21 protein-coding genes and 1 pseudogene are annotated in these 24,450 nt (G+C 65.9%); 14 read left to right on the forward strand and 8 right to left on the reverse strand.

What is annotated here, in order from left to right; all coding sequences use genetic code 11:
* Positions 1-59: 59 nt before the first annotated feature.
* The 6 genes from GOACH_RS06225 to GOACH_RS06250 all read left to right on the forward strand — a co-directional run bounded on the left by GOACH_RS06225 (position 60) and on the right by GOACH_RS06250 (position 6,730).
* Positions 60-1,316, forward strand: a complete 1,257-nt coding sequence (locus tag GOACH_RS06225) for a hypothetical protein (protein ID WP_005172222.1) — start codon at positions 60-62, stop codon at positions 1,314-1,316.
* Positions 1,313-2,686 carry a lipase family protein gene (locus GOACH_RS06230; RefSeq protein ID WP_005172226.1) on the forward strand — a complete coding sequence of 458 codons (1,374 nt, stop codon included), beginning with the start codon at positions 1,313-1,315 and terminating at the stop codon, positions 2,684-2,686. Before GOACH_RS06225 ends, GOACH_RS06230 begins: the two co-directional genes overlap by 4 nt.
* A gap of 91 nt (positions 2,687-2,777) precedes the next feature.
* Positions 2,778-3,176, forward strand: a complete 399-nt coding sequence (locus GOACH_RS06235) for a RidA family protein (RefSeq protein ID WP_040517947.1) — start codon at positions 2,778-2,780, stop codon at positions 3,174-3,176.
* 10 nt (positions 3,177-3,186) lie between these two features.
* Positions 3,187-4,380: a winged helix DNA-binding domain-containing protein gene (locus GOACH_RS06240; protein ID WP_005172231.1), complete on the forward strand. Its 1,194-nt coding sequence runs from the start codon at positions 3,187-3,189 to the stop codon at positions 4,378-4,380.
* Positions 4,381-4,487: 107 nt separating this feature from the next.
* Complete coding sequence (locus GOACH_RS06245) at positions 4,488-5,222, forward strand: response regulator transcription factor (protein WP_052003923.1); 735 nt, start codon at positions 4,488-4,490, stop codon at positions 5,220-5,222.
* Positions 5,222-6,730 (forward strand): sensor histidine kinase, encoded by a 1,509-nt coding sequence (locus GOACH_RS06250; protein ID WP_005172237.1) that lies wholly within the window; start codon positions 5,222-5,224, stop codon positions 6,728-6,730. The genes GOACH_RS06245 and GOACH_RS06250 overlap by 1 nt, the downstream gene beginning before the upstream one ends.
* A 58-nt stretch (positions 6,731-6,788) precedes the next feature.
* On the opposite strand, the gene GOACH_RS06255 is transcribed toward GOACH_RS06250, so the two are convergent.
* Positions 6,789-7,628, reverse strand: a complete 840-nt coding sequence (locus GOACH_RS06255; RefSeq protein WP_005172238.1) for a hypothetical protein — start codon at positions 7,626-7,628, stop codon at positions 6,789-6,791.
* A gap of 14 nt (positions 7,629-7,642) precedes the next feature.
* Positions 7,643-8,782, reverse strand: a complete 1,140-nt coding sequence (locus GOACH_RS06260) for a DNA adenine methylase (protein ID WP_005172240.1) — start codon at positions 8,780-8,782, stop codon at positions 7,643-7,645.
* Positions 8,783-8,862: 80 nt separating this feature from the next.
* Here GOACH_RS06260 and GOACH_RS06265 point away from each other — a divergent pair, with 80 nt between their 5' ends.
* Positions 8,863-9,288: an HIT family protein gene (locus tag GOACH_RS06265; protein ID WP_005172241.1), complete on the forward strand. Its 426-nt coding sequence runs from the start codon at positions 8,863-8,865 to the stop codon at positions 9,286-9,288.
* 336 nt (positions 9,289-9,624) lie between these two features.
* Here GOACH_RS06265 and GOACH_RS06270 read toward each other — a convergent pair whose 3' ends face one another.
* Both GOACH_RS06270 and GOACH_RS06275 read right to left on the reverse strand, forming a co-directional pair.
* Positions 9,625-10,857 (reverse strand): HNH endonuclease, encoded by a 1,233-nt coding sequence (locus GOACH_RS06270; protein WP_005172243.1) that lies wholly within the window; start codon positions 10,855-10,857, stop codon positions 9,625-9,627.
* 312 nt (positions 10,858-11,169) lie between these two features.
* The gene (locus GOACH_RS06275; protein WP_005172245.1) at positions 11,170-13,356 is read right to left on the reverse strand and encodes a RecQ family ATP-dependent DNA helicase; all 2,187 of its coding nucleotides are present in this window, start codon (positions 13,354-13,356) and stop codon (positions 11,170-11,172) included.
* Between the two features lie 115 nt (positions 13,357-13,471).
* On the opposite strand from GOACH_RS06275, the gene GOACH_RS06280 reads away from it, so the two are divergent.
* The 4 genes and pseudogenes from GOACH_RS06280 to purD all read left to right on the forward strand — a co-directional run bounded on the left by GOACH_RS06280 (position 13,472) and on the right by purD (position 19,636).
* Positions 13,472-14,737 carry a bifunctional glycosyltransferase family 2/GtrA family protein gene (locus GOACH_RS06280; RefSeq protein WP_005172247.1) on the forward strand — a complete coding sequence of 422 codons (1,266 nt, stop codon included), beginning with the start codon at positions 13,472-13,474 and terminating at the stop codon, positions 14,735-14,737.
* Positions 14,738-14,798: 61 nt separating this feature from the next.
* The gene (locus tag GOACH_RS06285) at positions 14,799-16,988 is read left to right on the forward strand and encodes an ArnT family glycosyltransferase (protein WP_005172250.1); all 2,190 of its coding nucleotides are present in this window, start codon (positions 14,799-14,801) and stop codon (positions 16,986-16,988) included.
* 126 nt (positions 16,989-17,114) lie between these two features.
* Positions 17,115-18,328 (forward strand): annotated as a pseudogene (locus tag GOACH_RS06290) (low temperature requirement protein A).
* 54 nt (positions 18,329-18,382) lie between these two features.
* Positions 18,383-19,636 carry a phosphoribosylamine--glycine ligase gene (gene purD / locus GOACH_RS06295; protein WP_174320807.1) on the forward strand — a complete coding sequence of 418 codons (1,254 nt, stop codon included), beginning with the start codon at positions 18,383-18,385 and terminating at the stop codon, positions 19,634-19,636.
* Positions 19,637-19,651: 15 nt separating this feature from the next.
* Here the strand turns inward: purD and GOACH_RS06300 are convergent, their stop codons facing one another.
* The 3 genes from GOACH_RS06300 to GOACH_RS06310 are packed head-to-tail and all read right to left on the reverse strand — an operon-like array spanning position 19,652 to position 21,362.
* Positions 19,652-20,632, reverse strand: coding sequence for an alpha/beta hydrolase (locus GOACH_RS06300; protein WP_005172259.1), 981 nt, complete (start codon positions 20,630-20,632; stop codon positions 19,652-19,654).
* Positions 20,633-20,658: 26 nt separating this feature from the next.
* Entirely contained in the window at positions 20,659-21,051 is a 393-nt protein-coding gene (locus GOACH_RS06305; protein ID WP_005172261.1) for a DUF302 domain-containing protein, read from the reverse strand.
* A gap of 44 nt (positions 21,052-21,095) precedes the next feature.
* Positions 21,096-21,362, reverse strand: coding sequence for a metal-sensitive transcriptional regulator (locus GOACH_RS06310; RefSeq protein ID WP_005172264.1), 267 nt, complete (start codon positions 21,360-21,362; stop codon positions 21,096-21,098).
* Between the two features lie 146 nt (positions 21,363-21,508).
* On the opposite strand from GOACH_RS06310, the gene GOACH_RS06315 reads away from it, so the two are divergent.
* The 3 genes from GOACH_RS06315 to purB all read left to right on the forward strand — a co-directional run bounded on the left by GOACH_RS06315 (position 21,509) and on the right by purB (position 24,121).
* Positions 21,509-22,120, forward strand: coding sequence for a TetR/AcrR family transcriptional regulator (locus GOACH_RS06315; protein ID WP_040517810.1), 612 nt, complete (start codon positions 21,509-21,511; stop codon positions 22,118-22,120).
* Between the two features lie 71 nt (positions 22,121-22,191).
* On the forward strand, positions 22,192-22,626 hold the full coding sequence (locus tag GOACH_RS06320; RefSeq protein WP_373279072.1) for a hypothetical protein: 435 nt from the start codon (positions 22,192-22,194) through the stop codon (positions 22,624-22,626).
* A gap of 67 nt (positions 22,627-22,693) precedes the next feature.
* Positions 22,694-24,121, forward strand: coding sequence for an adenylosuccinate lyase (gene purB / locus GOACH_RS06325; protein ID WP_005172267.1), 1,428 nt, complete (start codon positions 22,694-22,696; stop codon positions 24,119-24,121).
* A gap of 49 nt (positions 24,122-24,170) precedes the next feature.
* Here purB and GOACH_RS06330 read toward each other — a convergent pair whose 3' ends face one another.
* A complete protein-coding gene (locus GOACH_RS06330) occupies positions 24,171-24,449 on the reverse strand; it encodes an Rdx family protein (protein ID WP_005172268.1) in 279 nt (92 codons plus the stop codon).
* Position 24,450: the final 1 nt, after the last annotated feature.

Consider the following 24,450-nt stretch of genomic DNA (forward strand, 5'->3'; position numbering starts at 1 on the left):
CCTCCCGTCTCAGACACTTCTTACTCGCAGGTAAGGGGACCGTGTCGTGGAGGGGAACAATGCGTAGATTCTGGGGGACCTCGCTGCTCGCCGCAGTGGTCATCACACTCGGCCTTGTCGGAATGCTCGTGACGACGCCGCAGGCGTCGGCAAGCGATCGTCTCGACCGCTACCTCAACCTGCCGCTCGTCAATCGCGACGCCTCGAAGGGGCCGGGTGGCGTGAATCCCGCTCTGCCCACCGATCCGACTGTGCTGCGCACATTGCTCGACGAGGCGCGTCAACGCTCACTCGACCCCTCGTCGTATCAGGCGTTGCTCTTCCAGTACTGGCTGGCCGACACCACCAAGGCCGCGGGTATCGACCTCGCCTCGTGGAACCCGCGAGCGGGAGTAAGTGCCAACCGTCAGAATCTGGTTCGCTCGTACCGCTTCTATGAGAACCTGCAACTCTCGCATCGCGAACTGCAGTGGGCGGGTATGGGTGGACTCGTCGGAGCCGACTTCGGTGGTGGCCTGCTCGATTTCGAGCTCGCGACCAACGTCTACGATTTCGCCAGACTGCAGCCGATCGCGAATGCCATTGTCGGACAGACCAACAAGGCTCTCGGTCCGGTCTTCGTCGACAAGCTTCCGCGTGGCCTGCGCGCACTGGCCCGAGTCGGAGCGACCATCTCGGCAGCCGATCTCCGCACGATCCAGGGTGACATCCTGGTGATGCAGAAGAACATCTTCTCCGACCTGATGCCCATGCACCGTGCCTATGTGGTCGGTGGACTGCCCGCACTCGAGGAGATGAACCGCGCAGGCCTGTTCAACGGTGAGATCATGAACGCCTGGACGCAAATCGCTTCCAAGCAGCCCGACGCGATCGCGGCAGGCAACGCGCGTCTGCTGCGGCGTGAACAGGGTGAGGTCATCAAGGACCAGTGGGACGCGACCCGCGCCTACAAGGGCGATGTCGGCGAGGCGATGACGTATGCGAGCACGGTCGCGGGCTCGCCATCGGTGGCCGGGGTCATTCCGCCTCGATCGTTTCGTTCCATCGAAGTCCACGGCACTGCCCCGGATGGACGGCGCGCGACACTGACTGTGCCGCTTCCGGATTGGAACTGGTCGGTGTACCCCGAGCGCTGGGCCTACATCACCGATCAGCTGTTGCCCAAGTACAAGGACCAGGTGAACAACCACTGGCCGGAGCTCGAAGCGACGCTGCGCAAGCCCTACGATCAGCAACTCGAAAGCCACCGGCCGATGTGGAACATCGCGCCCATGCTGCAGTCAGCCCTGGAGACGACGAAGGTGACATACCAGTGAGTTCGCAGATATCCGTACGAAAGACGCTGCGCCACAACCGACGCCGCGGTGTGCTCGCAGCGGTGCTCGCCGTCGCTGCGCTGGGGGCCGCCCTGGTGTCCGCGCCCGCCGCGCACGCCGCACCGCCCAACCGCACGCCGGGACTGAACGAGGTCTTCAACGGGTATGTCGTCGGCACGTTCACCAACGGCAGGCTCGCGAGCCCCGACGAGGTGATCAAGCCCCTCACCTCCGGGGACCCGTTCTACGCCGAACCACGCCTGCGCGGCGACGAGAAGCCCGGCACGGTACTCAAGGCCAAGAAGGTCGACGTCCAGTTCACCGGCTTCCGACCAGGCAACCTCGACGCCTACAAGCTGATGTACGTCACGCGCGGCCTGCACGACGAGCCCGAGATCAGCACCGGGATCCTGATGGTGCCGGTCGACGGCCGCGACAACGCCACCCGGCCGCTCGTCGGCTATCAGTTCGCCAATGACAGCGTCGGAGCGTATTGCCACCCGTCGACGATGTGGACCGGTGGTGATCCGCTCGACGGTGCGTCGTGGTCGGCGCTCGGTCCGCTCGCGCAGATGTTCGGCAAGGGCTACGCGGTGATGATCAGCGACGTCGGCAATGACGGAGACCCCAACCCGCACGGTGTCTTTGCGGGCAAGTTCGGGGGCAACGCCCTGCTCGACGGAATGCGCGCTGCACTCGCGCATCGTCCGGCGAAGCTGTCGAAGGACGCGCCGAAGGCGATCTTCGGTATCGCAGGCGGCGGCGTCGGAGCGGCATTCGGTGCCGAGAAGGCCGCTGCCTATGCACCCGAACTGCACATCAAGGGCACTGTGCTCGAGGGCATGGTGGTCAACCAGCGCAACTTCATCCGTACCTCGGACGGCTCGGTGGGGTCGGGCTTCGCGTTCGCGACGCTGCTCGGACTCGAACCGCGCTACCCGGAGATGAAGATCGACGACAAGCTGACCCCCGCGGGTAAGGCGCTGGCCGACGTGTTCCGCACGCAGTGCCAGACGCCCGCGTACTTCGGTACGCCGTTCGTGCCGTTGAACACGCTGTTCAAGGGCGGCAAGAGCCCCGCAGACATCCCCGAGTTCCAGCACGTCTACCGCGACAACGAACTCGGGACGCGGTCGCCGTCGGCGCCGGTGCTGATCGCCTCCTGCGCCAAAGACGACTCGCCGATGTCGCTGGTGCCCGCCGCCGACTCACGCAAGCTGGCCGCCACGTACCGCGCAGGCGGCACCCGCGTCGACTACCAGCCGACGGACTGCAGCATGGTGCGCTTCCTGACCAACATGTACGGCTGGGGCACCGACCTGTTCGGCATGCAGACGATCGACTGGCTCGACGCGCGGCTGCGGAGCTGATCGTCGATCCCGACTACCCGACGGCAGTGCCGAAGGTGGCTACACACAGATGAGGTAGCTGCGCGTGTGCGGCGACGCATACGATCGGTTCATGACCCGAATCACGCTCAACGGCTCGTCGGTGCTGCACGACGGCGGGTTTCCCTACAGCGCGACCGTCACGGCGGGGCCGCTGCTGTTCACCGCGGGCATCGCGCCACTCGACACACAGGGAGCGATCGTCGCCGCCGACGACGTGGTCGGCCAGACCCGACGTTGCCTCGAGAACCTGAGAGCACTTCTCGCCGAGCAGGGCGCAACCGTGTCCGACCTGGTCAAGCTGACCGTGTACGTGGCCGAGCACCTGCAGGCAGATCTCGCGGTGGCGTGGGAGGCCATCGTGGCAGAACTCGGCGAATCCGTTCCGCCGGCGATGATGGCTGGGGTGACGGTGTTGCCCTACGACCAGCAAGTTGTCGAGATCGAGGCGATTGCCGCACCGGCGACGTGATGTCCGTCAGATGAACGCTTCGGCGCGACCGCGCATCACCGACGATCAGCGCCGCGCGCGACTGATGATGCGCCATCGGCTGATCGACGGGGCGCACGCGGGATCACCGCTCGACGCGGCCGACGCCATGGTGGGACTGCACGCGACCACCCCCTCGACGGTGTATCTGTCGACCTGGGCACGCGTGCCCGGCTTTGTGCCCGTTGACATGGACCGCGCGCTCTACGACGACCGCAGTCTGGTCCGCCAACTTGCCATGCGGCGCACCATGTTCGTGATGCCGCGGCCGACGTTGCGCGACGCCGTCGGTGCAGTCGGGCCGCGCGTCGCAGCCTCCGAGCGGACCAACATGCTCCGGGACCTACGACGTAGCAAAGAGTTTCCTGATCCGGACGGGTGGATCGACGCGGCCGCGCAGGCGGTTGCCGCTCTCCTGTCCGATGGGACCCCGCGCAGTACGACGCAATTGCGCGACGAGGTGCCCGAACTGGCGGGCAAGGTCACGGTCGGTGTCGGGAGGTCTTGGGGCGGAACCATTTCCATGGCACCCCGACTGCTCAGCATGATGAGCGCAGCGGGTGAGATCGTGCGGGGCCCCAATGCTGCGGCGTGGCACCGGTCCAAGCCGCTCTGGGTGGCGATGCAGCGGTGGCTCGGCGAACCGCTCGATCCACCGGACGTCGAGACCGGGCACGCGCACATGATCGGCAGGTGGCTGCGCGCCTTCGGGCCGGGTACCGAGACCGACCTCGTCTGGTGGCTCGGAAGTACCAAAACCGCTGTACGAACGGCACTTACTCACCTCGACGTCGTCGAGGTGGACCTGGCTGACGGGTCGGTGGGCTACGTACACGCCGATGACGTCGAGCAGGACGGTGACGTCGAACCCCAGGCGGTCCTGCTTCCCGAACTCGACCCGACGACGATGGGTCACAAGCAGCGCGGCTTCTATCTCCGTGAGCACGGCGCGCACGTCTTCGATTCGAACGGCAACGGCGGGCAAACCGCGTGGTGGGACGGCCGGATCGTCGGGGGCTGGTCGCGTTGCGACGACGGATCGGTGCAGATCCATCCCTTCGAGCGACTTCCGCGCGCCGCGACGAAAGCTCTCTCGTCACGTGCAGACGAACTCGCCGCCTGGCTGGGCGACGTGACTCCGCGGCCGGCCTTTCCTGCGCCGTTCATGCGTGGTGCGCCTCGCTGAAAGCTGCCGACCGCACACCGAACGTGCAGGTCATCGCTCACAGGGAGCTGCCAGCTGTTCTCCAGTCTGGTGGCAGGCTGGGGGGAGAAAGTGTATCTGTGAACGAGATGGGTCAGGGAACAAGTCAGTTGATCAGCAAGGGTGCCGGAGCCGGGCCGCGGGTACTCGTCGTCGACGACGAGACCAACATCCGTGAGTTGCTCTCGGTGTCGTTGAAATTCCAGGGTTACGACGTCGAGGTGGCGGCGGGCGGCCCCGAGGCCATCGACAGGTGCCGCACATACAAACCCGACGTCCTGATCCTCGACGTGATGATGCCGGGGATGGACGGATTCGGGCTGCTGCGTCGGCTGCGTGCCGACGGCATCGATGCGCCCGCATTGTTCCTGTCGGCCCGCGACACCGTCGAGGACAAGATCAACGGCTTGACCATCGGCGGCGACGACTACGTCACCAAACCGTTCAGCCTCGAAGAGGTCGTCGCCCGCCTACAGGTGTTGTTGCGTCGCAGCGGATTCGACGCACAGGCAAAAGAGGCGTCGCGGGTCACCTTCGCCGACATCGAACTCGACGACGAGACCCACGAGGTGTGGAAGGCGGGCAAGCTCGTCTCGCTGTCGCCGACCGAGTTCACCCTGCTCCGGTATTTCATGGTGAATGCGGGCACTGTGTTGTCCAAACCCCGCATCCTCGATCACGTCTGGAACTACGACTTCGGGGGAGAGGTCAACGTCGTCGAATCGTATGTGTCGTATTTGCGTCGCAAGCTCGACTTCGGCGAGAAGCCGCTCATCCACACCCTTCGCGGCGTCGGATACGTGATGCGAGAGCCACGCACCTGATGGTTGCCGTCGGGGCGCAGTCCGGCGCCGCCGGAGCCGTCACTGCCCAGAAGTCCGAACCGGTGGCGGGTTCTGCGGTTGCCAGGGCCAAGCGCGGAGTGCCGCTACGCGTTTCGTTGGTGGCGCTGACGGTTCTCCTCGTGGCCGTCGGGCTGTTGGTGTCCGGGGTCGCGGTGACGTCGGCGATGAAGAGTGATCTGATGTCGCGCACAGATGCCGGCCTGGTCACCGCCGTCGACACCTGGGCGAAGCCCAAGATGCGGATCAGCGAGTCGCCGGGCCCTCCGCCTGGACCGCGCAGGCCGCCGTCGCCGTACTTCGTGCAGAGCACGTTGTTCGACGGGACGGTGATCTCCAGCAATGACTTCGACGACCAGCCCGCGATCTCCGCTCTGCCATCGGGTGACTACGGTCCGCTCACCGTGAACTCGGCGGACGGCGACGGCCCGCAGTGGCGTGTGATCAAACGATCGAGCCCAGAGGGGCAGGCCGTGGTCGCGATTCCGCTGACCGACGTGAACAAGACCATCTCGCGTCTGCAGTGGCTGGAGTTCGGTATCGGCGCCGCTATCGTTCTGGTGATCGGTGTGCTCAGCTACCTGCTCGTTCGCTCGTCATTGCGGCCGCTGCGCCGAGTCGAGGAGACGGCGCACGCGATCGCCGCCGGGAATCTCAACATGCGGGTGCCGGCAGCCGCGCCCAACACCGAGGTCGGCAGTCTCTCGTCGTCGCTGAACACCATGCTGGGGCAGATCCAGCATGCGTTCGCCACCACTGCGGCCTCCGAACAGCAGGCGAGGGCGTCGGAAGAGAAGATGCGACGCTTCATCGCCGACGCGTCGCACGAACTGCGCACCCCGCTGACGTCGATCAAGGGATTCGCCGAACTGTCGCGCAGCGGAGCGCTACCCGACACCGGGGATGCCCTCCGACGTATCGACGACGAGGCAGGCCGAATGGCGCTGCTCGTCGAGGATCTGCTGACTCTCGCGCGCCTCGACGCCCACCGTCCCCTCAACTCCGAGCCGGTCGATGTCCTGTCGCTGGCCGCCGACGCCGTGCAGGCCGCCCGTGTCGCGGCCCCGGAGCGGAGTATTCGGCTACAGTACGGCGATTCCGACGAGCCGCCGATCGTACTGGGCGATTCCGCACGACTGATGCAGGTCATCCGCAATCTGGTGAACAACGCGGTGGTGCACACCCCCGATGATGCGTCGATCACTGTCGGTGTCGACGTCGACAGCGGTGACGCCGTCGGCAGCCACGACGACGTGGTGATCACCGTCGCCGACACGGGGAAGGGCCTCGAACCCGCCGACCTCGATCACGTCTTCGAGCGGTTCTACCGCGGCGACAGCTCGCGCTATCGAGGCGAGGGCGGCGGGAGCGGACTCGGTTTGTCGATCGTGTCGGCGCTCGTCGACGCGCACGGTGGGACGGTCGGCGTCGAGTCGACGCCCGGCGAGGGCGCGCGCTTCTGGGTGCGGCTACCCCGACTCGCGTCCTGAGCCGAAACTGCGGGGCGCTGCAGAGGTCGACCGTGCGCTGTCGGGCGTCGACTGGGCGTCATACGAGTCGACGCAGCCGAGCGAACTCGGTGACGTCGTCGCGGAAGTGGTCGAGGGTACCCAGCGTGTACATGCCGTCGATCTGACGATTGACCCACAGCTGATGGATTCGGCGCAGATCTGCCTGACGTGACTTCCACCCGATCCCGTCGATCACTGCGAGCACCAGCTGTCTCGGCAGACGCACCTCCGCCATCTCCTCGATCTCCCGCACCGCGTCGGTCAGTTTGGATCCGGTGGAGTCGAAACCCTTTGCGGCGACGACGATATCGGGGGCGTGAGGATCGCCGACGATGAGGTCGGCGGGTGCATCGCGACCGTTACGGCCCACGAAGCGTCCCCGAACCGTGTAGGTCAAGCCGAGCTGCTCGGCAATGGCCTCGATCTCGTCTTCGATTCGACGACCAGATGCCCCCGCTCGCGTGGCGGTCTGCCGGGTACCCGAGCGGGCAACGAGGATGTCGGCGAACGTGTAGGTGCGGTTCAGCTGCGCGTGCAATGCCCGAACGACGTCGAACTCCTCGTCCATCCACGTGACCAGCGCGACTGGCTGCGTTCGCGCGAGTTTGCGCCACGACGACGTGCCGAACCGATGGCGCAGGAGGTTGTTCAACTTCTCCTGTGACAGCCCGACCGAGAGCCGCAGGATGCTGTCCTCGTCGGGGTGTTCCCGTGCCCACACGGCCAAGCCGGTGAGGTCGGTGTCGAGCATCTCGCCGAGCGACGCAACGGCGTCGACGATCCGGGCCGATTCCTCGGTGGCCACAGTGGGATCGACGTGAGGGGTCAGTTGGCCCAGCGAGTCAAGGTACTCGTCGAAGTCGGGTGCGTCGCTCATCGAGAGGTCGTCGCTCAATCTCGTCCGATGAAGAGGTACTCGCTCACGTCGCGCCGGGTGGCGGCAGCGTGCGTGCCGAAGCTGTACTTGTGGTCGATGGCGATGACCTCCACCGATGGTTTCACCTTGCCCAGGAGATCGACGATGCGGTCGGCGCCGGGTAGTGCGTTCGACGAGTACGACAGTACGATCGCGCCCGCATCCTCGAAGTGCTCGAACGTGCGCACCAGTGCGTCGTCGATGGTCCGCTTGTAGGCGAACGGCGTGAACCGCTTCGGTAGCTTCTTGGTCTTGGTGTTCTCCATGATGGTCATACCCTCCCAGTAGACCGACAGGCCCTCGAGGAAGTGGTAGCGCTTGATGTAGTCGTTGTCGTCGGTGGGCGGTGCGTACGGGGGGTCGAGGTAGACGAGGTCGGGCGCGGCGTCGAACAGTGGTGTGACGTCGAGGTCGAAGATGTCGCCACACGTGCTGCGATGCTTGGACCCGTTACTGAAGACCGTCGAGTTGTATTCAGACGCCGCGCGCAGTCTGAAGTGGTCGCGCAGCGACATGCGTAGGTCGCGCCTGCCGTCGGCATAGCGGGTGGCGTCGGTGAACGTGAAGACACCACGCGGCTGTTTGCGGGCAGCAGACAGCACGAGTGCCGAGATGGCGAGGTCGCGTCGGTATCCGCGCAGCCGGGCGATGTGCGACCACGCCGAGTCGAGGAAGGCGCGGTCGGCGGCGTCGAAGTAGAGGCCGTCGAAGGTGGAACGGATGAAATCGCGGTCGTCGGCAGGGGGGCCGCAGATCTCGTCGATCAGATCGGACTCGAGGCGCACCGAGGAGTTGGCCACCGTCGCACGGGCGATGATGTGCGGGAAGTTCAGAAAGTCGTTGCTCGCGACGGAAAACCCTTGCGCCTTGAGGAGATACGAGACCACTCCGGAGCCCGAGAACGCGTCGACGGCGGTGGTCCCGCCGATCTCGGCGAATGTGCGCTCGAGATGGGGCAGCAGCCGGTACTTGGAGCCCATGTACCGCAACCGGGGGAAGCGTTGGGCGCGTGCCACCACCTCTGCGGAACCGATCGGCCGGGCCCCGAACGACTCTGCAGCCGAGGGTGCAGACTGCGTCGCGGGCGCGGCGTCGGTGAACTCTCGACGACTCACAGGAAAAGAATGTCACGCCGCACCGACAAGATCGCAGCCAACACGTCGGGGCCGGCGTCGATCAGACCTAGACTGTCTCCATGGCATCGGTATTCACCAAGATCATCAACGGAGAACTACCCGGTCGTTTCGTGTGGAAAGACGGGCAGGCCGTCGCATTCCTCACCATCGAACCGGTGACCGAAGGCCATGTTCTGGTCGTACCGCGTAAAGAGGTCGATCACTGGGAGCAGATGGACACGGCGTCGTTCACCCATCTCGCCGACGTCGCGCAGCAGGTGGGCAGGGCCGTCAAGGCGGCATTCGACGCACCGCGGATGGGTCTGCTCATCGCGGGCCTCGAGATCCCGCACGTGCACCTCCACGTCTTCCCGGCCAAGAGCATGGAGACGTTCGACCTCAGCAATGCCCGCAAAGACATCACCCCCGAGGAACTCGACGCCGACGCCGAGAAGATCCGCGCCGCATTGCGAGCGACCGGGTACGGGGAGTACGTCGCCGACTGATCCGCCCACAACTGCACCGATCGGCCCGTGATAGAACACGAGTCGCCCTGGCTGACCCAGCACGCATCTCCTCGACGACGCTCGTCACGTGATGCTCTGCAAGTTTGCAGGGTCGTGGACTCGAGGCCGGTGGATGCGTGACAGCGCACACGTGTCAGTGCGGGTCGACCTGAAGGTCTCGCTCGTGCTGAGGCGTGCCGTCGTGTCGCTGCATCCGAGGCGATGTATGGAGTTCTCAAGGGTCGTGTGTCCGGCTCCGACGTGCACGCCGGACAAGTGGGTGAGGGTCGATGAGGTGAGGCGGCGGAGGTCGCTGTGTGCTGCCCGGCGGCGGGTTCAGGCGGCGACGTCGTCGAGTCGCATGGTTCGTCGGTTGTAGGCGGGTAGTGGTGTGCGGTGGGGGTCGACGCTGGCGGGTGGGATGAGCCAAGGGTGGCGGTCGTGGCCCATCACGACGTCCCAGTCGCTGGCGTGGATGTGTGCGTGGCAGGAGGGGCAGAGTAGGCAGCCGTTGTCGAGATCGGTTGCGCCGCCGTCGATCCAATGGTGGATGTGGTGCACGTGAGACCACGAGGCGGGGCCTCCGCACTTCACGCAGCATTCGTCACGGATGACGATGGCCTTGCGTAGGTGGTGTGGGAACAGTCGTTTGGTGTGGCCCATCTCGAGCGGCACTGTCTCGCCGTTGATGACGACCTCGGTGAGTGAGGCGTCGCATCCGAGTGCTCGAGCGGTCAGTTCGGTGATCGGTCCTACCCAGGGCAGGCGGGCCGGTTCTGGGGTGTCGGCGTGGACGAGCAGTGCGAGGTTGGTTCGGGGTGCGGTGACGAAGGGTGTGTCGATCGCTGCGGCGAGGTCGAGGATCTGCTCGAGGGCTTCGGTGCGTCGCTGTCCGACCGAACGTCTGTCGGGTGAGCCGTCGGGTTCGGTGCGTTCGGCTGAGAGTGAATCGAGTGCGGTGTTCAGCTTTTCGGCGATCACCACATCCACGTCGCCACGAATCTCGGTGCGCCCCTCACTGTTCTGTGTGATCGAGAGAGTGTTGATGGTGCGGTCTTCGGCTGCCGGGATGCCACCATTCTCTCGCACGTGCTCGTTCGCTCGACCGCGTGCGACCACCGCGATCTCTCGAGGTGTGGCTCCCGACAAACCCTGTGCGATGAGTGCGCGTTCGTGGTCGAGTCGCTCGTCATTCGAAAGCCGTTCCGCAGAGCGCTTCTCGATGTGGGCGAGTCCGGACACCATCGCCGACGTGTGCTCGCTGGAGAACACGCCGTCTTCAACGTAACCGGGCAGTCGCTCCAACGTTGCCATCGCCATGCCGATTTGCAACCAGCGGGTGGCGGTTGCAGGCGCCGCGCCCATCTCCATGAGCAGAACGCGCGTCTTGCCACCTGGGCCCGCGACCTTGAGTCTGTCCATCGCTGCAGCATGCGTCGATATCAGGAAGTCGATGACATTGCGCATCGTCATCAATGTCTTTGTCGCATCGTAGATCTCGCGGCCGGAGGCGTCTTCGTCGAGGCGAATCTCGCGGAGTTGCTCAAGGAGGGCGGGGAGCGGGGGCATATGTCCATTATGTGCAGAACGGGTGTTCGAGTCAAGGGATCGGAGTAAGAAATGTCAGCGAAACACACTGCCCGGCAACATGATTCGATCACACACAGGTGCCCTGCAGCCAATTGTAGCGATCTCCTACGACACTTTCGGAGCGTCGAATTCGGTTATCCACAAGCGGCATCGACCCTGTGCATTGCAGATACACGTGTCGTCGACAGGCGCGAGTGAAGTTCTCCGCGCATCTGTCAGGAACACGTGTATTTGCGCGCCACAGCAGTAGCTGTCGGCACACTCGCCCACATACTTCGCGTTATGGGCGGATCAGACGCTCCGGTGGATCAGCAGCGGCATGACGGCGGTGGCCCCTGCCTCGCGCAGTGTCGCGGCGGCCAGGGTGATCGCCCATCCTGACCGCGACTCGTCGACGACGAGCAACACATTCTGCCCTGCTGCTTCGGCAGGCGGCTCACCCAGATGATCGCGCCAGTATGCGGCCTCGACGCCGCCCGGCGCGTCCCGGTCGGGCGGATCACCTTGCCGCACAGGCAGATGGCCGCCTGGCCGTTTTCCGACGACCCGCAGATGTTCAGCCAGCTGGTCGGCAAGGGTGCTGCCGGTCAGCCGCAGCGACATGATGATGTCGGGCCGCAGCCCCGACTGCCGTACCCACGCCGACAGCGTTGCCACCGCAGCATCGCCCAGGTCGGCGAGCGCCTGCCGGTCGTTGTTGCGGGCTGCCGTCAGCAGCTCAGCCCACTCGGGAGCATCCGCATGCGCCAGAACCCTGCCGGGTTCGGCCGCGAGATCGGCGGCGATGCGTCCGCGACGTCCGAACTCGCCGCCGGGCCACATCTTGCGTGGTTCGAGAATCTGGGCGGAGCGTCGAAGGTTGCCGGTGATCGTCCGCACGATCGCGGGATCGACGTCGGCGGTCAGCGGCGGGGTCAGAGCACCGGTGCACACCGAGCAGCGCCCGCACGGCGCAGCCTGCGGATCGTCGAGCGATTCGGTGAGCAACTGCATGAGACACCGGCGGCCCGCGATGTAGCTGCGCATGATGTCGGCCTCCCGGCGCCGGACCCCGACCACCCCGTCGTAGTGTGCGGCGTCGAACGTCCACGGCACACCCGTCGCCGACCAGCCGTCGGGGCCGCGTTCAGTGGCACCGTCGACCGCAAGCTGTTTGAGCATCAGCTCGATCCGTCCGCGCCGCTGACCGGTCGCGGCCTCCAGGGATGGCACCGACATCGGTTCGCCGGCGGTGCGCAGCGCGGAGAGTACCGAGTCCATCTTCGCGGGATCGGGGATGGTGGCGGTCGCGAAGTACTCCCACACCGAACTGTCGGTGGCCGACGCCAGCAACATCACGACGGCGTCGTCGAGCGCGCGCCCGGCACGCCCGACCTGCTGGTAGTACGACACCGGTGACGGCGGCGATCCGACGTGCACCACGAACCCGAGATCTGGTTTGTCGTAACCCATTCCGAGCGCCGAGGTGGCGACGAGAGCTTTGACCTCGTTGCGTAGCAGCGCGTCTTCGAGGTGGTGACGACGATCGGCGTCGAGCTGCCCGGTGTACGCCTCGACAGCGATCGAGTCACCGTGGACCGCACGGATGGCGTCGACGAGCCGCTCGGCGTCGGCGACGGTGAGCACGTACACGATCCCCGAGCCGGGAAGCTCGGGAAGGTGCTGTGCGACCCACCCGTATCGGTCGATCGGTGACAACCCATCGATGACGTTCAGGTGCAACGACCTTCGTGCAAGCGGACCGCGCAGTACCAGCGTCTCCGATTGCTGGCCGCCCCCGCTCAGCTGCGCCGCGACGTCGTCGGTGACCCGACTGTTGGCCGTGGCGGTGGTCGCCAGAACAGGCGTCTGGGGATTGAGTGACTGCAGGACGTCGGACACTCGACGGTAGTCGGGGCGGAAGTCATGGCCCCAGTCGGAGATCGCGTGAGCCTCGTCGATGACGAGCAGTCCCAACTCGCCCGACAACGCGTCGAGTACTCGCCTGCCAAATCCCGGATTGGCGAGACGTTCCGGCGAGACGAGCAGAACGTCGAGGTCGCCCGACCGCAATGATGCCTCGATCTCCGACCAGTCATCGACGTTCGACGAGTTGAGCGTCGCTGCGCGCAAGCCCGCCCGCTGAGCTGCGGACACCTGATCACGCATGAGGGACAACAGTGGCGACACGATCAGCGTCGGACCGCGTCGATGCGACCGCAGGATCGCCGTCGCCGTCCAATACACCGCCGACTTTCCCCACCCCGTCGCCTGCACCACCAGAACGCGAGGCCCGCTCGCTCCGCTCCCGGCGCCGGGTTGATTCGGCCCGCTCGCTCCGCTCCCGGCGCCGGGCACCCTGGCCGCCGGTCCCAGCAAACCCGCCACCGCACGGAGCTGGTCCTCACGCAGGCGGGCGCCATCGCCCGCGATGCTCGTGATCACCGCGTCGGCGACCGCCTGGTCGTCGTCGGAGAGTGCTACGGATGTACTCGTCATGTCCGCCAATCTAGTGGCGCATACCGACGACAGCCTTTCACCAGGCCAGACGTTCACAGCAAGCTGGCAGGGTTGACGCAGAGTGGATGAAGTTTGCCCGCCGAATCTAGTACCCATGACGACAGAAGCCCTCCCGCAGGCCGCGGCACCCGTGACGATCGTCGCCGACACCTCACCCGACGCTCCGGTACTCGACATCGTGGTGCCGGTCTACAACGAAGAGGCCGACATCGCACGGTGCTTGCGGCGGTTGCACGACCACCTTCGCGCGCACGTCCCGTTCTCCGCTCGCATCACCGTCGCCGACAACGCCAGTGTCGACAACACCGTCGCCATCGCCGCAGAACTCGCAGGCGAACTCGGCGGCATCCGTGTCGCACATCTCGACCAGAAGGGGCGTGGTCGGGCACTCAAGGCGGTGTGGACGCGCAGCGACGCGCGCATCGTCGCCTACTGCGACGTCGACCTGTCCACCGATCTCAACGCACTGATGCCGCTCATCGCGCCGCTCGAATCAGGTCACTCCGACATCGCGATCGGTTCACGACTCTCCCGCGGCTCACGGGTGGTGCGCGGACCGAAACGTGAATTCATCTCGCGCTCATACAATCTCATCCTCCGTACGACGATGCGCGCCAAGTTCTCCGACGCTCAGTGCGGGTTCAAGGCCATGCGCACCGACATCGCGCGTCAGGTCCTGCCGTACGTCGAGGACACCGGATGGTTCTTCGACACCGAATTGCTGGTACTCGGTGAGCGCATCGGCCTGCGCATCGCCGAGGTCCCGGTCGACTGGGTCGACGACCCGAACAGCACCGTCGACATCGTCTCCACGGCCGTCGACGATCTCAAGGGGTGCGCACGCGTCGGCTACGCGCTTGCCCGTGGCCGCGTACCGATCACAGAACTGCGCTCGACGGTCGGTCGTGCGCGGGCCGCAGGTCCCGACATCGCGGGTGTGCCGCACGGTATGGTCGGCCAGCTCGTCCGGTTCTGCGTCGTCGGCGTCGCGTCGACCGCCGCGTACGCGGTGCTTTATCTGCTCCTGCATTCGATGCTCGGCTCGCAGGTGTCCAACTTTGTCGCCCTGGCGGTGACCGCGGTCCTCAACACCGCGGCCAACCGCAAGTTCAGCTTCGGGGTGCAGGGCCGTGAGGACGCACTCAAACACCAACTGTTCGGGTTCGGCGTCTTCCTGTTCGGTTGGGCGGTCACCGCGGGCGCGTTGGCGGGATTGCACTCGCTGGCCCCAGGGGCGTCCAAGCACATCGAGTTGCTGGTGTTGATCATCGCAAACCTCGTGGCCACGACAACCCGGTTCGTCGGTCTGCGCTGGGTGTTCCGCGCGCATCTCCGGCGCACAGCGCAGGCCCCGGAGTGACACCGCAACACACGACAGATCAGCCCACACCCACGAGTACGACCGAACCAGAATCGAGACGATGACAACCACCACAACTGCATCGGCGACGGCCCCGGATTCCCGGGGCCGAACCCGCGTCGACGACCAGGCGTCGACACCGGCCCGCGCCCGCCTGTGGCAGCGACTGTCGCTGGGCGCGCTGCTGATCGTGACGACGATCATCAACCTCGTGAATCTCTCGGCCAACGGCTGGGCCAATTCGTTCTACTCCGCCGCCATCCAGGCCGGCTCGCAATCGTGGAAGGCATGGTTCTTCGGGTCGTCGGACATGGCGAACTCGATCACCGTCGACAAACCGCCTGCGTCGCTGTGGATTCCGGCGCTCTCGGTGCGGCTCTTCGGGCTCAACTCGTGGGCGATCCTCGTACCCAACGCGCTGATGGGCGTTGCGGCGGTGGCGCTCCTCTACTCGATGACACGCAAGTACTTCGGACATTGGGCGGGAATCCTCGCAGGCGCGACGCTGGCGCTGACCCCCGTCGCGGCGATGATGTTCCGGTTCAACAACCCGGAGGCACTGCTCATCCTGTTGATGATCGCCGCGGTCTGGGCTTGCCTCAAAGCCGTTGAGACAGGACGGCTTCGGTGGATGATCCTCGTCGGAGTGTTTGTCGGCTTCGGCTTCCTCACCAAGCAGTTGCAGGTGATGCTGATCGTGCCCGGCCTCGCGATCACCTACTTCGCGTTCGGGCCGGGTGGCTGGGGTCGACGCCTCGCATACTGCTTCGCCGCGCTCGGCGCGATGATCATCAGCGCGGGGTGGTGGCTGCTTGCCGTCGCGCTCTGGCCGGTGTCATCCCGTCCCTGGATCGGCGGCTCACAGCACAACTCCGTGATGGAATTGACGCTGGGCTACAACGGCTTCGGACGCCTCAGCGGCAACGAGACCGGAAGTGTCGGACCAGGAATGGGACGCGGCAGCAGCTACGGCGGCGGTGCATTCGGGCCGGGTGGTATGGGAGCCGAGATGGCAGGCGGCGGTGGCCCCGGTGGCCCGGGTGGGCGCGGCGGCATGTGGGGACAACCCGGTGTGCTGCGTATGTTCCAACCCGAGCAGGGCGGCCAGATCGCCTGGCTCATCCCATCCGCACTGCTGCTCGGCATCGCCGCGCTGATCATCATCGGTCGCGCAAGGCGTACCGACACCCGTCGTGCATACCTCGTGGTATGGGGACTGTGGCTGCTGGTCACGATGGGTGTTTTCAGCTTCATGGCTGGGATCTTCCACAGTTACTACACGGCGGCGCTCGCCCCGGCCGTCGCAGCAGTCCTCGCGGGCGGGGCCGCAGTCGCCTGGCGTGCGCGAGAGAACGTCTGGGTGCGGTGTGCGCTGGCCGCAGCTGTGTGGATCGCCGCGATCTGGGGGTTCGCACTGCTCGCGAGGTCGTCGGACTTCGTGCCGTGGCTGCGCTATGTGGTGTTGTTCCTCGGGATCGTGGGCGGGGCCGCCATGCTGTTCGCGCAGCGCGCCTACATCGGTGCGCTCGCCATCACGATGTCGGTGATCGCGGCGCTGGCAGGTCCGTTCGCCTACACCGTCGACACGATCTCGACGGCCAAGCAGGGATCGATCATCAGTGCGGGACCCCGCGTCGAGGGCGGGTTCGGCCCGGGCGGCGGAATGCGCATGGGTCGCGCAGGCTTCGGCGGGGCTCGCGGTATGTCTCCCATGGCGGGCGGTCCCGGCCAGCCTGGTCAGGCGGCCCAGCAACCCGGTCAGCCGGGTCAGGTGGGCCAACAACCCGGGCAGCCGGGCCAGCAGGGGCAGATGTGGCAGCCCGGGCAATCCCAGAACGGTACGGGCTCGCGATCTGCGCGTGGCGGGATAGGAGGCCCCGGGGGCGGACTACTCAACGGTTCCAAGCCCAGCGCGCAGATGTTGGCGATGGTGAACGCCGATGCCGAGAACTTCACCTGGGTGGCCGCGGCGGTCGGGTCGAACACGGCCTCGGGCTACCAACTCGAATCCGGGCACTCGGTGATGCCGATCGGCGGATTCAACGGAACGGATCCGTCGCCGACGCTTGCGCAGTTCCAGAAACTCGTGGAGGACAAGAAGATCCACTACTTCATCGGCGGTGGTGGTTTCCCTGGCGGAGGTTCTGACAGCACCAGGCCGTCGAGTCAGATCACACAGTGGGTTGAGCAGAACTTCACCGCGACGACGGTTGACGGAGTCTCCGTGTACGACCTGACAGCTCAGCGGTAACACAGACGTCGATCGACAACCGCAGATTGGGATCGGTCCAGTGTCAGTTGTGCGAACTGCCATCGGCGTCCGGTGACGTTAAGGTTCTTCACCGTGGCAGTGACGATCGGACATCGGTTGAGCCGGATGACGGGCCGCGACCCGCACGAGGAGCAACGCGCGGCGACCAACCTGGAATTGTTCTTCGACCTCGTCTTCGTGGTGGACTTCTCGGTCTCCGGGACCCAGGTCGCCCACTACCTGGCTGAAGGGCATTGGCGTACAGCCGTCTTCGGATATGTGCTGTGTACCTTCGCGGCGATCTGGGCGTGGATCAACTTCAGCTGGTTCTCGTCGGCATTCGACACCGATGACTGGTTCTTCCGCGTCATGGTGTTGGTACAGATGGTCGGCGTTGCGATCCTGGCGTTGGGCGTCGCGCCTGTGTTCTCGTCGATCGAGCACAACGAGCACGTCGACATCCGCGTGCTGGTGACCGGATACGTGGTGATGCGACTGGGGTTGCTGACCCAGTGGCTGCGAGCCGCTTCGCAGAGCAGAAAGTACCGCAGGACGTGTCTGACCTATGCGTTGATGATCTTCATCGCCCAGGTCATGTGGGTGATCGTCGCGATTGTCGACCTTGCGCTGTGGCCGACCATCGTCGCGATCCTGGTGTGTGCGTTCGTCGAGATGCTCGGTCCGTGGATCGCCGAGAACAAGATGGAACCCACGCCGTGGCATCCGCACCACATCGCCGAGCGGTATTCGCTGCTGACGATCGTCACCCTCGGCGAAGGCGTGGTCGGAACCGTGGCCGTCCTGCAAGCCGTCGTCGAGGAAGAGGGCTGGACGACGTCGTCGGCGGTGTTCGGTCTCTCTGCCATGGTCATGACCTTTGCGATGTGGTGGATCTACTTCACGGTTCCCGTCGGCGACGCCCTGCACACCAACAAGGCCAAGTGCTTCCAGTGGGGATACGGACACACGGTCATCTTCATGGCGGCCGCGGCGACCGGGGCAGGACTCGAGGTTGCTGCGTTGTGGACCGAACACGAGGCGACCATCAGCGCCGGGGCGGTCGTCGCCTGTGTCGCGGTACCGCTGGGAATCTACTGCCTGTCCGTGATCGGCATGTACGACTATCTCGTCAAGTTTGACCCGACCTCGATGTTGTGCGCGGTGGGAGCCGTCGTCCTTCTCGTCGCCGGGGTGTGGATGGCTTTCGCGGGGTGTCGCTGACCGCGGCCATCGTGGTGGTCACGCTGGCGCCGGTGTTCGTCGTGATCGTCGACGAGGTGTTCCGCGTGCCGCGGCGGGCGCGCGTGCTGCTGGAGATGGGGGTCGACGCCGCGGTCTAGGACCTGCGCAACCTGTGCTGCTCGCCGCGGTATCCACCCACTAGAGTCATGGGCGTGCGCGTACTAGTCATCGGCTCGGGCGGCCGTGAACACGCCCTTCTCCTCGGCTTGTCCCGCGACCCGTCGGTCACCGATCTGCATGTCGCGCCTGGTAACGCGGGCACAGCGGCGATCGCCACCACTCACGCGGTCGACGTCGCATCGGCCGACGCTGTTGTCGCGTTGGCGAGGGAGATCGCTGCCGATCTCGTGGTCATCGGTCCCGAGGTGCCCCTGGTCCTCGGCGTCGCCGATGCGCTACGTGAGGCGGGATTCGCGACGTTCGGCCCGGGTGCGCAGGCCGCGCAGATCGAGGGATCGAAAGCCTTCGCCAAAGACGTCATGGCCGCAGCGGGCGTGCGCACCGCGCGCAGCGAGGTCGTCGACAACCCGGCCAGACTCGACGCCGCGCTCGATCGCTTCGGGCCGACCTGGGTCGTCAAGGACGACGGCCTGGCCGCGGGCAAGGGCGTTGTGGTCACCACCGATCGTGCTGCCGCGCGCAGTCACGCCGCCGAGTGTCTCGAGATGGGCCATCCCGTGCTGCTCGAGAGTTTTCTCGACGGCCCAGAGGTGTCGCTGTTCTGTCTTGTCGATGGCGAGACCGTCGTACCGCTCATCCCAGCCCAGGATCACAAGCGTGTGGGCGACAACGACGCCGGCCCCAACACCGGCGGCATGGGCGCGTACGCCCCGCTGCCGTGGCTGCCAGACGACGTCACGCGGCAGATCGTCGACGATGTGGTGAAACCTGTTGCCGCCGAGCTGGTTCGACGCGGTACCCCCTTTTCCGGACTGCTCTACGCCGGACTCGCGATCGGCAAGGACGGGCCTGCCGTCGTCGAATTCAATTGTCGCTTCGGCGATCCGGAGACGCAGGCGGTACTCGCACTGTTGAGATCGCCGCTCGGGCAAGCACTCAACGCGACGGCAACCGGAACCCTCGCCGACCTCCCTCCGCTGGAATGGGCCGACGGCGCCGCTGTCGTCGTGGTGATCGCGGCGGAGAACTACCCGGGCAAGCCTCGCACGGGCGATGTCATCACCGGTGCGGGCGGCGAGGGCGTGCTGCACGCGGGAACGGCCCTTGGCTCAGACGGTCAGGTCGTGTCGTCGGGTGGTCGTGTGCTCGGGGTTCTCGGTGTCGGTGCCGACCTCGCCGAGGCGCGAGTGCAGGCATACGAGCGGATCGATGCGATCAAACTGCCCGGCTCACATCACCGCTCCGACATCGGCAAGGCCGCTCTCGACGGAGAGATCAGCATCTGACCACTGGGGGAGGACTCAGCGTGCCAGTTCGCGACCGAGGAACGCGACCTGGTCGGGAAGTACGCTGCGCCAGTAGCGGTTGGTGTGCCCGCCCGCAGCCGTACCGAACGCCGCGGGCGGATGTAGTCCCGCCGCCCACTGGCGGGTGTAGGTGTAGAACTGATCGCTCGACCCGATGGTGATCAGCAGCGGGATCTTGTCGAAGGCGCGCTGCTGCCCGAACAGCGAATTGCGTTGGTAGTCCTCGAAACTGTCGAAGGCGCGAGCCGGGTAATTGCGCGGATCCGCCCACAGTGCGGGCGAACTCACGGCGATTGCGGCCACGCGTGGTGCTCCGAGCAGTGCCCCGAGGCGCAGCGCGCCGTACCCGCCCATCGACCACCCGAACAGGCCGAGCCGTTCGGTGGACAGATCGAGCTCACGATTGCTCGCCAGCATCGGGATGAACTCGTCGAGAACCATTGCGCCGCCGTCTGTTCCATCAGCACGTGCATGCCAATAGTTGCGGGCTCCGTCGACCGCCGCGATGGCGAAAGGCGCGTTACCCGCGTCGACGTGATCCTGCAACACGGTCTGGATGCTGAGCTTGCTGGTGAAGATCGACTGCTCGTTGGTGTTCAGGGCGTGGAGGACCACCACGACGGGGAGCGTGCCCGTCACGCCCGACGGACGCGCAACCGCCCACCGTGTCGGCCGGCCGCCCATTTTGGCCGACACGAAGCTCCCCGTCAGAAGTTTCGGTCCCTCGGGGATCGGGGCAGGGGATGTCTCGACGGGCAGCTCGTCGTCGGCGGACCGGGGAGCTGCCCGGCGCTCCTCCACGGCTACCGCATCCGATCGTGAACATGCCGACAGCGAGAATGCGGACAGGGCGCCTATCGACCCGACACCGAGTGCGGACGCCAGAAGGGTCCGACGGGTCGGCTGCGCCGCCGATGCGTCGGAGTCCGTGTCAGCCTGTGCGGTTGCGTCGGAGAGGGGGTGATCGGTGCTCATCGAGTTCACAGGATAGTGGGCACCGGTCAGATCGCAGCGATCGCGGCCTTCAGCCTGGTCGACGCCTCGGCTGCGACGTCGGGGAGTCCCGGTGCGTCGGTCACGGCGACCATGATGTCGGGGTTCATCGCTTCGACGACCACCTCACCGCTGACCTCGCGGTTCGCGCGGACGACCACGTTGCACGGCAGCAGCAGGCCGATCTGGCGGTCGACGCCGAGCGCTCGGTGGGCGAGCGTCGGATTACATGCGCCGAGAATCAGGTACGGCTCGATGTCCTCGTCGAGCTTCTTCTTCAAGGTCGCGGCCACGTCGATCTCGGTGAGGACTCCGAACCCCTGCTCGGACAGAGCCGCGCGGGTGCGCGCGACGGCGTCGTCGAAGTCGGTGGTGAGGGTGGTGGAATAGCCGAGTTGCATGATGGTTCCTGTCTCTGGCGGGTCGGTGTGCAGGCGCCGTGGCGTCAGGCCAACGCGAGAAACAGCTTCTCGAGTTGTTCCTCGGTCATCGGTTCGGTGGTCGGCTCGTCGCCGGAGAGGCATTCGCGCAGGCCCGTGGCGACGATCTTGAAGCCGGCGCGGTCGAGTGCACGCGAGACCGCGGCCAGTTGGGTGACCACGTCCTTGCAGTCGCGACCCTGCTCGATCATCGAGATCACGCCCGCGAGCTGACCGTGGGCGCGGCGCAATCTGTTCAGTACGACGGTGATGGCCTCGTCGTCGCCGACCATGTGACTCTCCTCGGGCTGATGGAAGGTGCGCACTCGACTATACCCCAGGGGGTATAGGAGCTCGGGGTTGCGGTGACGGCGCCCGAGTGCGGATCGCGAGGCCGAGATTTGCGAAAGCCAACCGCGTATCGGTGTCGCTTGGCAGCATGGGGGCCATGACGGCGGCGACCACTCCCAAGGGAGAGCGTCGGCGGTCGCGTCTGATTGCGGCTGCCGGAGAGTTGTTGCTGGAAGGTGGCTTCGACGCCGTGCGTCACCGAGCGGTCGCCGACCGCGCCCAATTGCCACTGGCGTCGACGACCTACTACTTCGGCTCACTCGAAGATCTCATGGCCGAGGCTGCGGGGTTCGTCTCTCGGGCCGATGAGCAGGCCATCGTCGATCGTGGCGAAGCCGTTGCGCGACGTCGTCGAGCAGGGCATGCGACCGCCGAGATCCTCGCCGAGGTCTTCGTCGGCGAGGGCACGCCGAGGGACGAACTGGCTGCTCGATACGAGATGATCGCGCTCACCCCGAGATATCCGCGGCTCTACGACGTCGTGGCTGCGCGGCAGGCGACTCTCGCCGCCACGCATCTCGTGGTGCTCGACAGGTCGGGGAGAGCTGCACGGCCCGAACACATCGCGAATCTGATCGCGGTCGAGGACGGCGCCGTTCTCGGGGCGCTCGGCCGCGGATCGCCGCCGATCGCCGCTGTGCGCGAGGCGCTCGAGGAGGTCGTCGACGTTCTGGCTCCGCGCGCGGATGATGCGCAATGACCAACCGGATGGCACAGGCGCGTCGGTGTCGGACCACACGGGAATGCCAGTACACACGGGAGGGAGTCGATGTGCCTGAAGCGCTGACGAAGCGGAGGATCGTCGTGGAACGCTTCCCGGGCCGGACGGTCGCGACCGTCGTCGTTGCAGTCGGCGTGCTCCTCGGCGCATTGTCCGCGCAGGGCGCGGCGTCGGCCGAACCAGTGCAGGCCCCGGATCCGGGAGTGCCGTTCTCGTCGGTCGTCTACGGGACCGGATGCACGTATTGGCTGACGGGTTTGGTGAACTCACGCGGGACTGTGACGTTCTGGGAGGGCAGGAAGGGCTATACGCCGCGGCTCATCGGTAGCGCGGAGCCCTCGGGCGGACAGGCCACGATCAGGTGGATTCCACGGCGGATCGGCGACAGATACCTCTACACCAAGCAGAACGGCGTGCGGTCGGCGATGACGGTGGCACGAGTGCATCAGGGTTACGGCTCCGGCGGGATGTGCATCGCGCTCTGAGTCGACACCGGCGGGGGCTCGAGGTCCCGTAACTGTCCACTGTCTACTGCACGACTAGACTGTCGACGTGTCGAAACCTGCCATCACCAATGTTCTGGCCAGCCGATATGCGTCTGCCGACCTCGCAGAGATCTGGTCGGCGACCAACAAGATCGCACTCGAACGCCGCCTGTGGCTGGCTGTTCTGAAGGCACAGCAGGATCTGGGGATCGACGTTCCCGACGGTGCGGTCGCCGATTACGAGGCCGTGATCGATCAGATCGACCTCGCCTCGATCGCCGAGCGTGAGCGTGTCACCCGCCACGATGTGAAGGCACGCATCGAGGAGTTCAACGCGCTCGCCGGACACGAGCAGATCCACAAGGGCATGACGAGCCGCGATCTCACGGAGAACGTCGAGCAGTTGCAGATCCTGCAGTCGCTGCGTCACGTATACGCACATGGGATCGCGGTGCTCGCCCGTCTCGTCGAGCATGCCGCGCAGTACAGCTCGACGGTGATGGCCGGACGCAGCCACAACGTCGCCGCGCAGGCGACCACCCTCGGCAAGAGATTCGCCTCCGCGGCCGACGAACTGATGATCGCGCTGCAGCGCGTCGACGAACTGATCGACCGGTATCCGCTCCGCGGCATCAAGGGGCCGATGGGCACAAGTCAGGACATGCTCGATCTGTTGGGCGGCGACGCGTCGAAGCTCGCCGAACTCGAGACCCGCGTCGCCGGTCACCTGGGCTTCGCCCGGTCGCTGACCTCGGTCGGCCAGATCTACCCGCGCTCACTCGACCACGATGTGGTGTCCGCGTTGGTCCAGGTGGGTGCCGGACCGTCGTCGCTGGCGCACACGATCCGACTGATGGCCGGCCACGAGCTGGTCACCGAGGGTTTCCAGCCCGGCCAGGTCGGGTCGTCGGCGATGCCGCACAAGATGAACACCCGCAGTTGCGAGCGGGTCAACGGCCTGCAGGTGGTGTTGCGCGGCTACGGATCGATGGCGGCTGAACTCGCGGGCGCGCAGTGGAACGAGGGCGACGTCTTCTGCTCGGTCGTTCGACGCGTCGCACTGCCCGACGCATTCTTCGCGATCGACGGCATGCTGGAGACCTTCCTGACCGTGCTGGCCGAGTTCGGTGCGTACCCTGCCGTGATCGCGAACGAACTCGACCGGTATCTGCCGTTCCTGGCCACGACCAAGGTGTTGATGGCGTCGGTGCAGGCGGGTGTTGGGCGCGAGACCGCGCACGAGGCCATCAAGGAGAACGCCGTGGCCGTCGCGCTCGCGATGCGTGAGGAGGGACGCGAGCCCGACCTGATCGATCGCCTCGCCGCTGACGAGCGCATCCCCCTCGACCGCGAGCAGCTCAATGCGCTGCTCGACGACAAAGAGGTGTTTGTCGGTGCCGCGGGCCGTCAGGTCGCCGACGTCATCGCGGCTGCCGAGAAACTCATCGCCGCCAACCCGGAGGCCGCGAACTACGTGCCCGCCCCGATCCTGTAGCCCCGCGTCCGGAACAGACAGTTCGGCCGTCGGGTTCGCCTGACACCCTTCACTTCTTCTCGGAGTGTCCGAGCTGCCAGTCGGGCAGTGCGGTGTCGCGCAGGCGTCGCTTGAGTTCTGCGGCGTCGGGGAAACCGCCGTCGGCCTTGCGTTCCCAGAGCTGCGTTCCGTCGACGTCGATCCGGAAGACTCCGCCCGTCCCCGGAACCAGGGTGACCGACCCGAGGTCGGTGCCGAAGGTGTTGAGGACTTCCGAGGCCATCCAGCCGGCACGGAGCAGCCAGTTGCATTGCGTGCAGTACGTGATGGTGATCGCGGGAGGGGCCATC

Origin of the sequence: Gordonia aichiensis NBRC 108223 (assembly GCF_000332975.1) — a bacterium.
GTDB lineage: Bacteria > Actinomycetota > Actinomycetes > Mycobacteriales > Mycobacteriaceae > Gordonia > Gordonia aichiensis.

Coding starts and splice junctions, on each gene's coding strand:
- GOACH_RS06225 (WP_005172222.1), top strand. CDS start 60: ATGCGTAGATTCTGGGGGACCTCGCTGCTCGCCGCAGTGGTCATCACA.
- GOACH_RS06235 (WP_040517947.1), top strand. CDS start 2,778: ATGACCCGAATCACGCTCAACGGCTCGTCGGTGCTGCACGACGGCGGG.
- GOACH_RS06240 (WP_005172231.1), top strand. CDS start 3,187: ATGAACGCTTCGGCGCGACCGCGCATCACCGACGATCAGCGCCGCGCG.
- GOACH_RS06245 (WP_052003923.1), top strand. CDS start 4,488: ATGGGTCAGGGAACAAGTCAGTTGATCAGCAAGGGTGCCGGAGCCGGG.
- GOACH_RS06250 (WP_005172237.1), top strand. CDS start 5,222: ATGGTTGCCGTCGGGGCGCAGTCCGGCGCCGCCGGAGCCGTCACTGCC.
- GOACH_RS06255 (WP_005172238.1), bottom strand. CDS start 7,628: ATGAGCGACGCACCCGACTTCGACGAGTACCTTGACTCGCTGGGCCAA.
- GOACH_RS06265 (WP_005172241.1), top strand. CDS start 8,863: ATGGCATCGGTATTCACCAAGATCATCAACGGAGAACTACCCGGTCGT.
- GOACH_RS06270 (WP_005172243.1), bottom strand. CDS start 10,857: ATGCCCCCGCTCCCCGCCCTCCTTGAGCAACTCCGCGAGATTCGCCTC.
- GOACH_RS06275 (WP_005172245.1), bottom strand. CDS start 13,356: ATGACGAGTACATCCGTAGCACTCTCCGACGACGACCAGGCGGTCGCC.
- GOACH_RS06280 (WP_005172247.1), top strand. CDS start 13,472: ATGACGACAGAAGCCCTCCCGCAGGCCGCGGCACCCGTGACGATCGTC.
- GOACH_RS06285 (WP_005172250.1), top strand. CDS start 14,799: ATGACAACCACCACAACTGCATCGGCGACGGCCCCGGATTCCCGGGGC.
- GOACH_RS06300 (WP_005172259.1), bottom strand. CDS start 20,632: ATGAGCACCGATCACCCCCTCTCCGACGCAACCGCACAGGCTGACACG.
- GOACH_RS06305 (WP_005172261.1), bottom strand. CDS start 21,051: ATGCAACTCGGCTATTCCACCACCCTCACCACCGACTTCGACGACGCC.
- GOACH_RS06310 (WP_005172264.1), bottom strand. CDS start 21,362: ATGGTCGGCGACGACGAGGCCATCACCGTCGTACTGAACAGATTGCGC.
- GOACH_RS06315 (WP_040517810.1), top strand. CDS start 21,509: ATGGGGGCCATGACGGCGGCGACCACTCCCAAGGGAGAGCGTCGGCGG.
- GOACH_RS06330 (WP_005172268.1), bottom strand. CDS start 24,449: ATGGCCCCTCCCGCGATCACCATCACGTACTGCACGCAATGCAACTGG.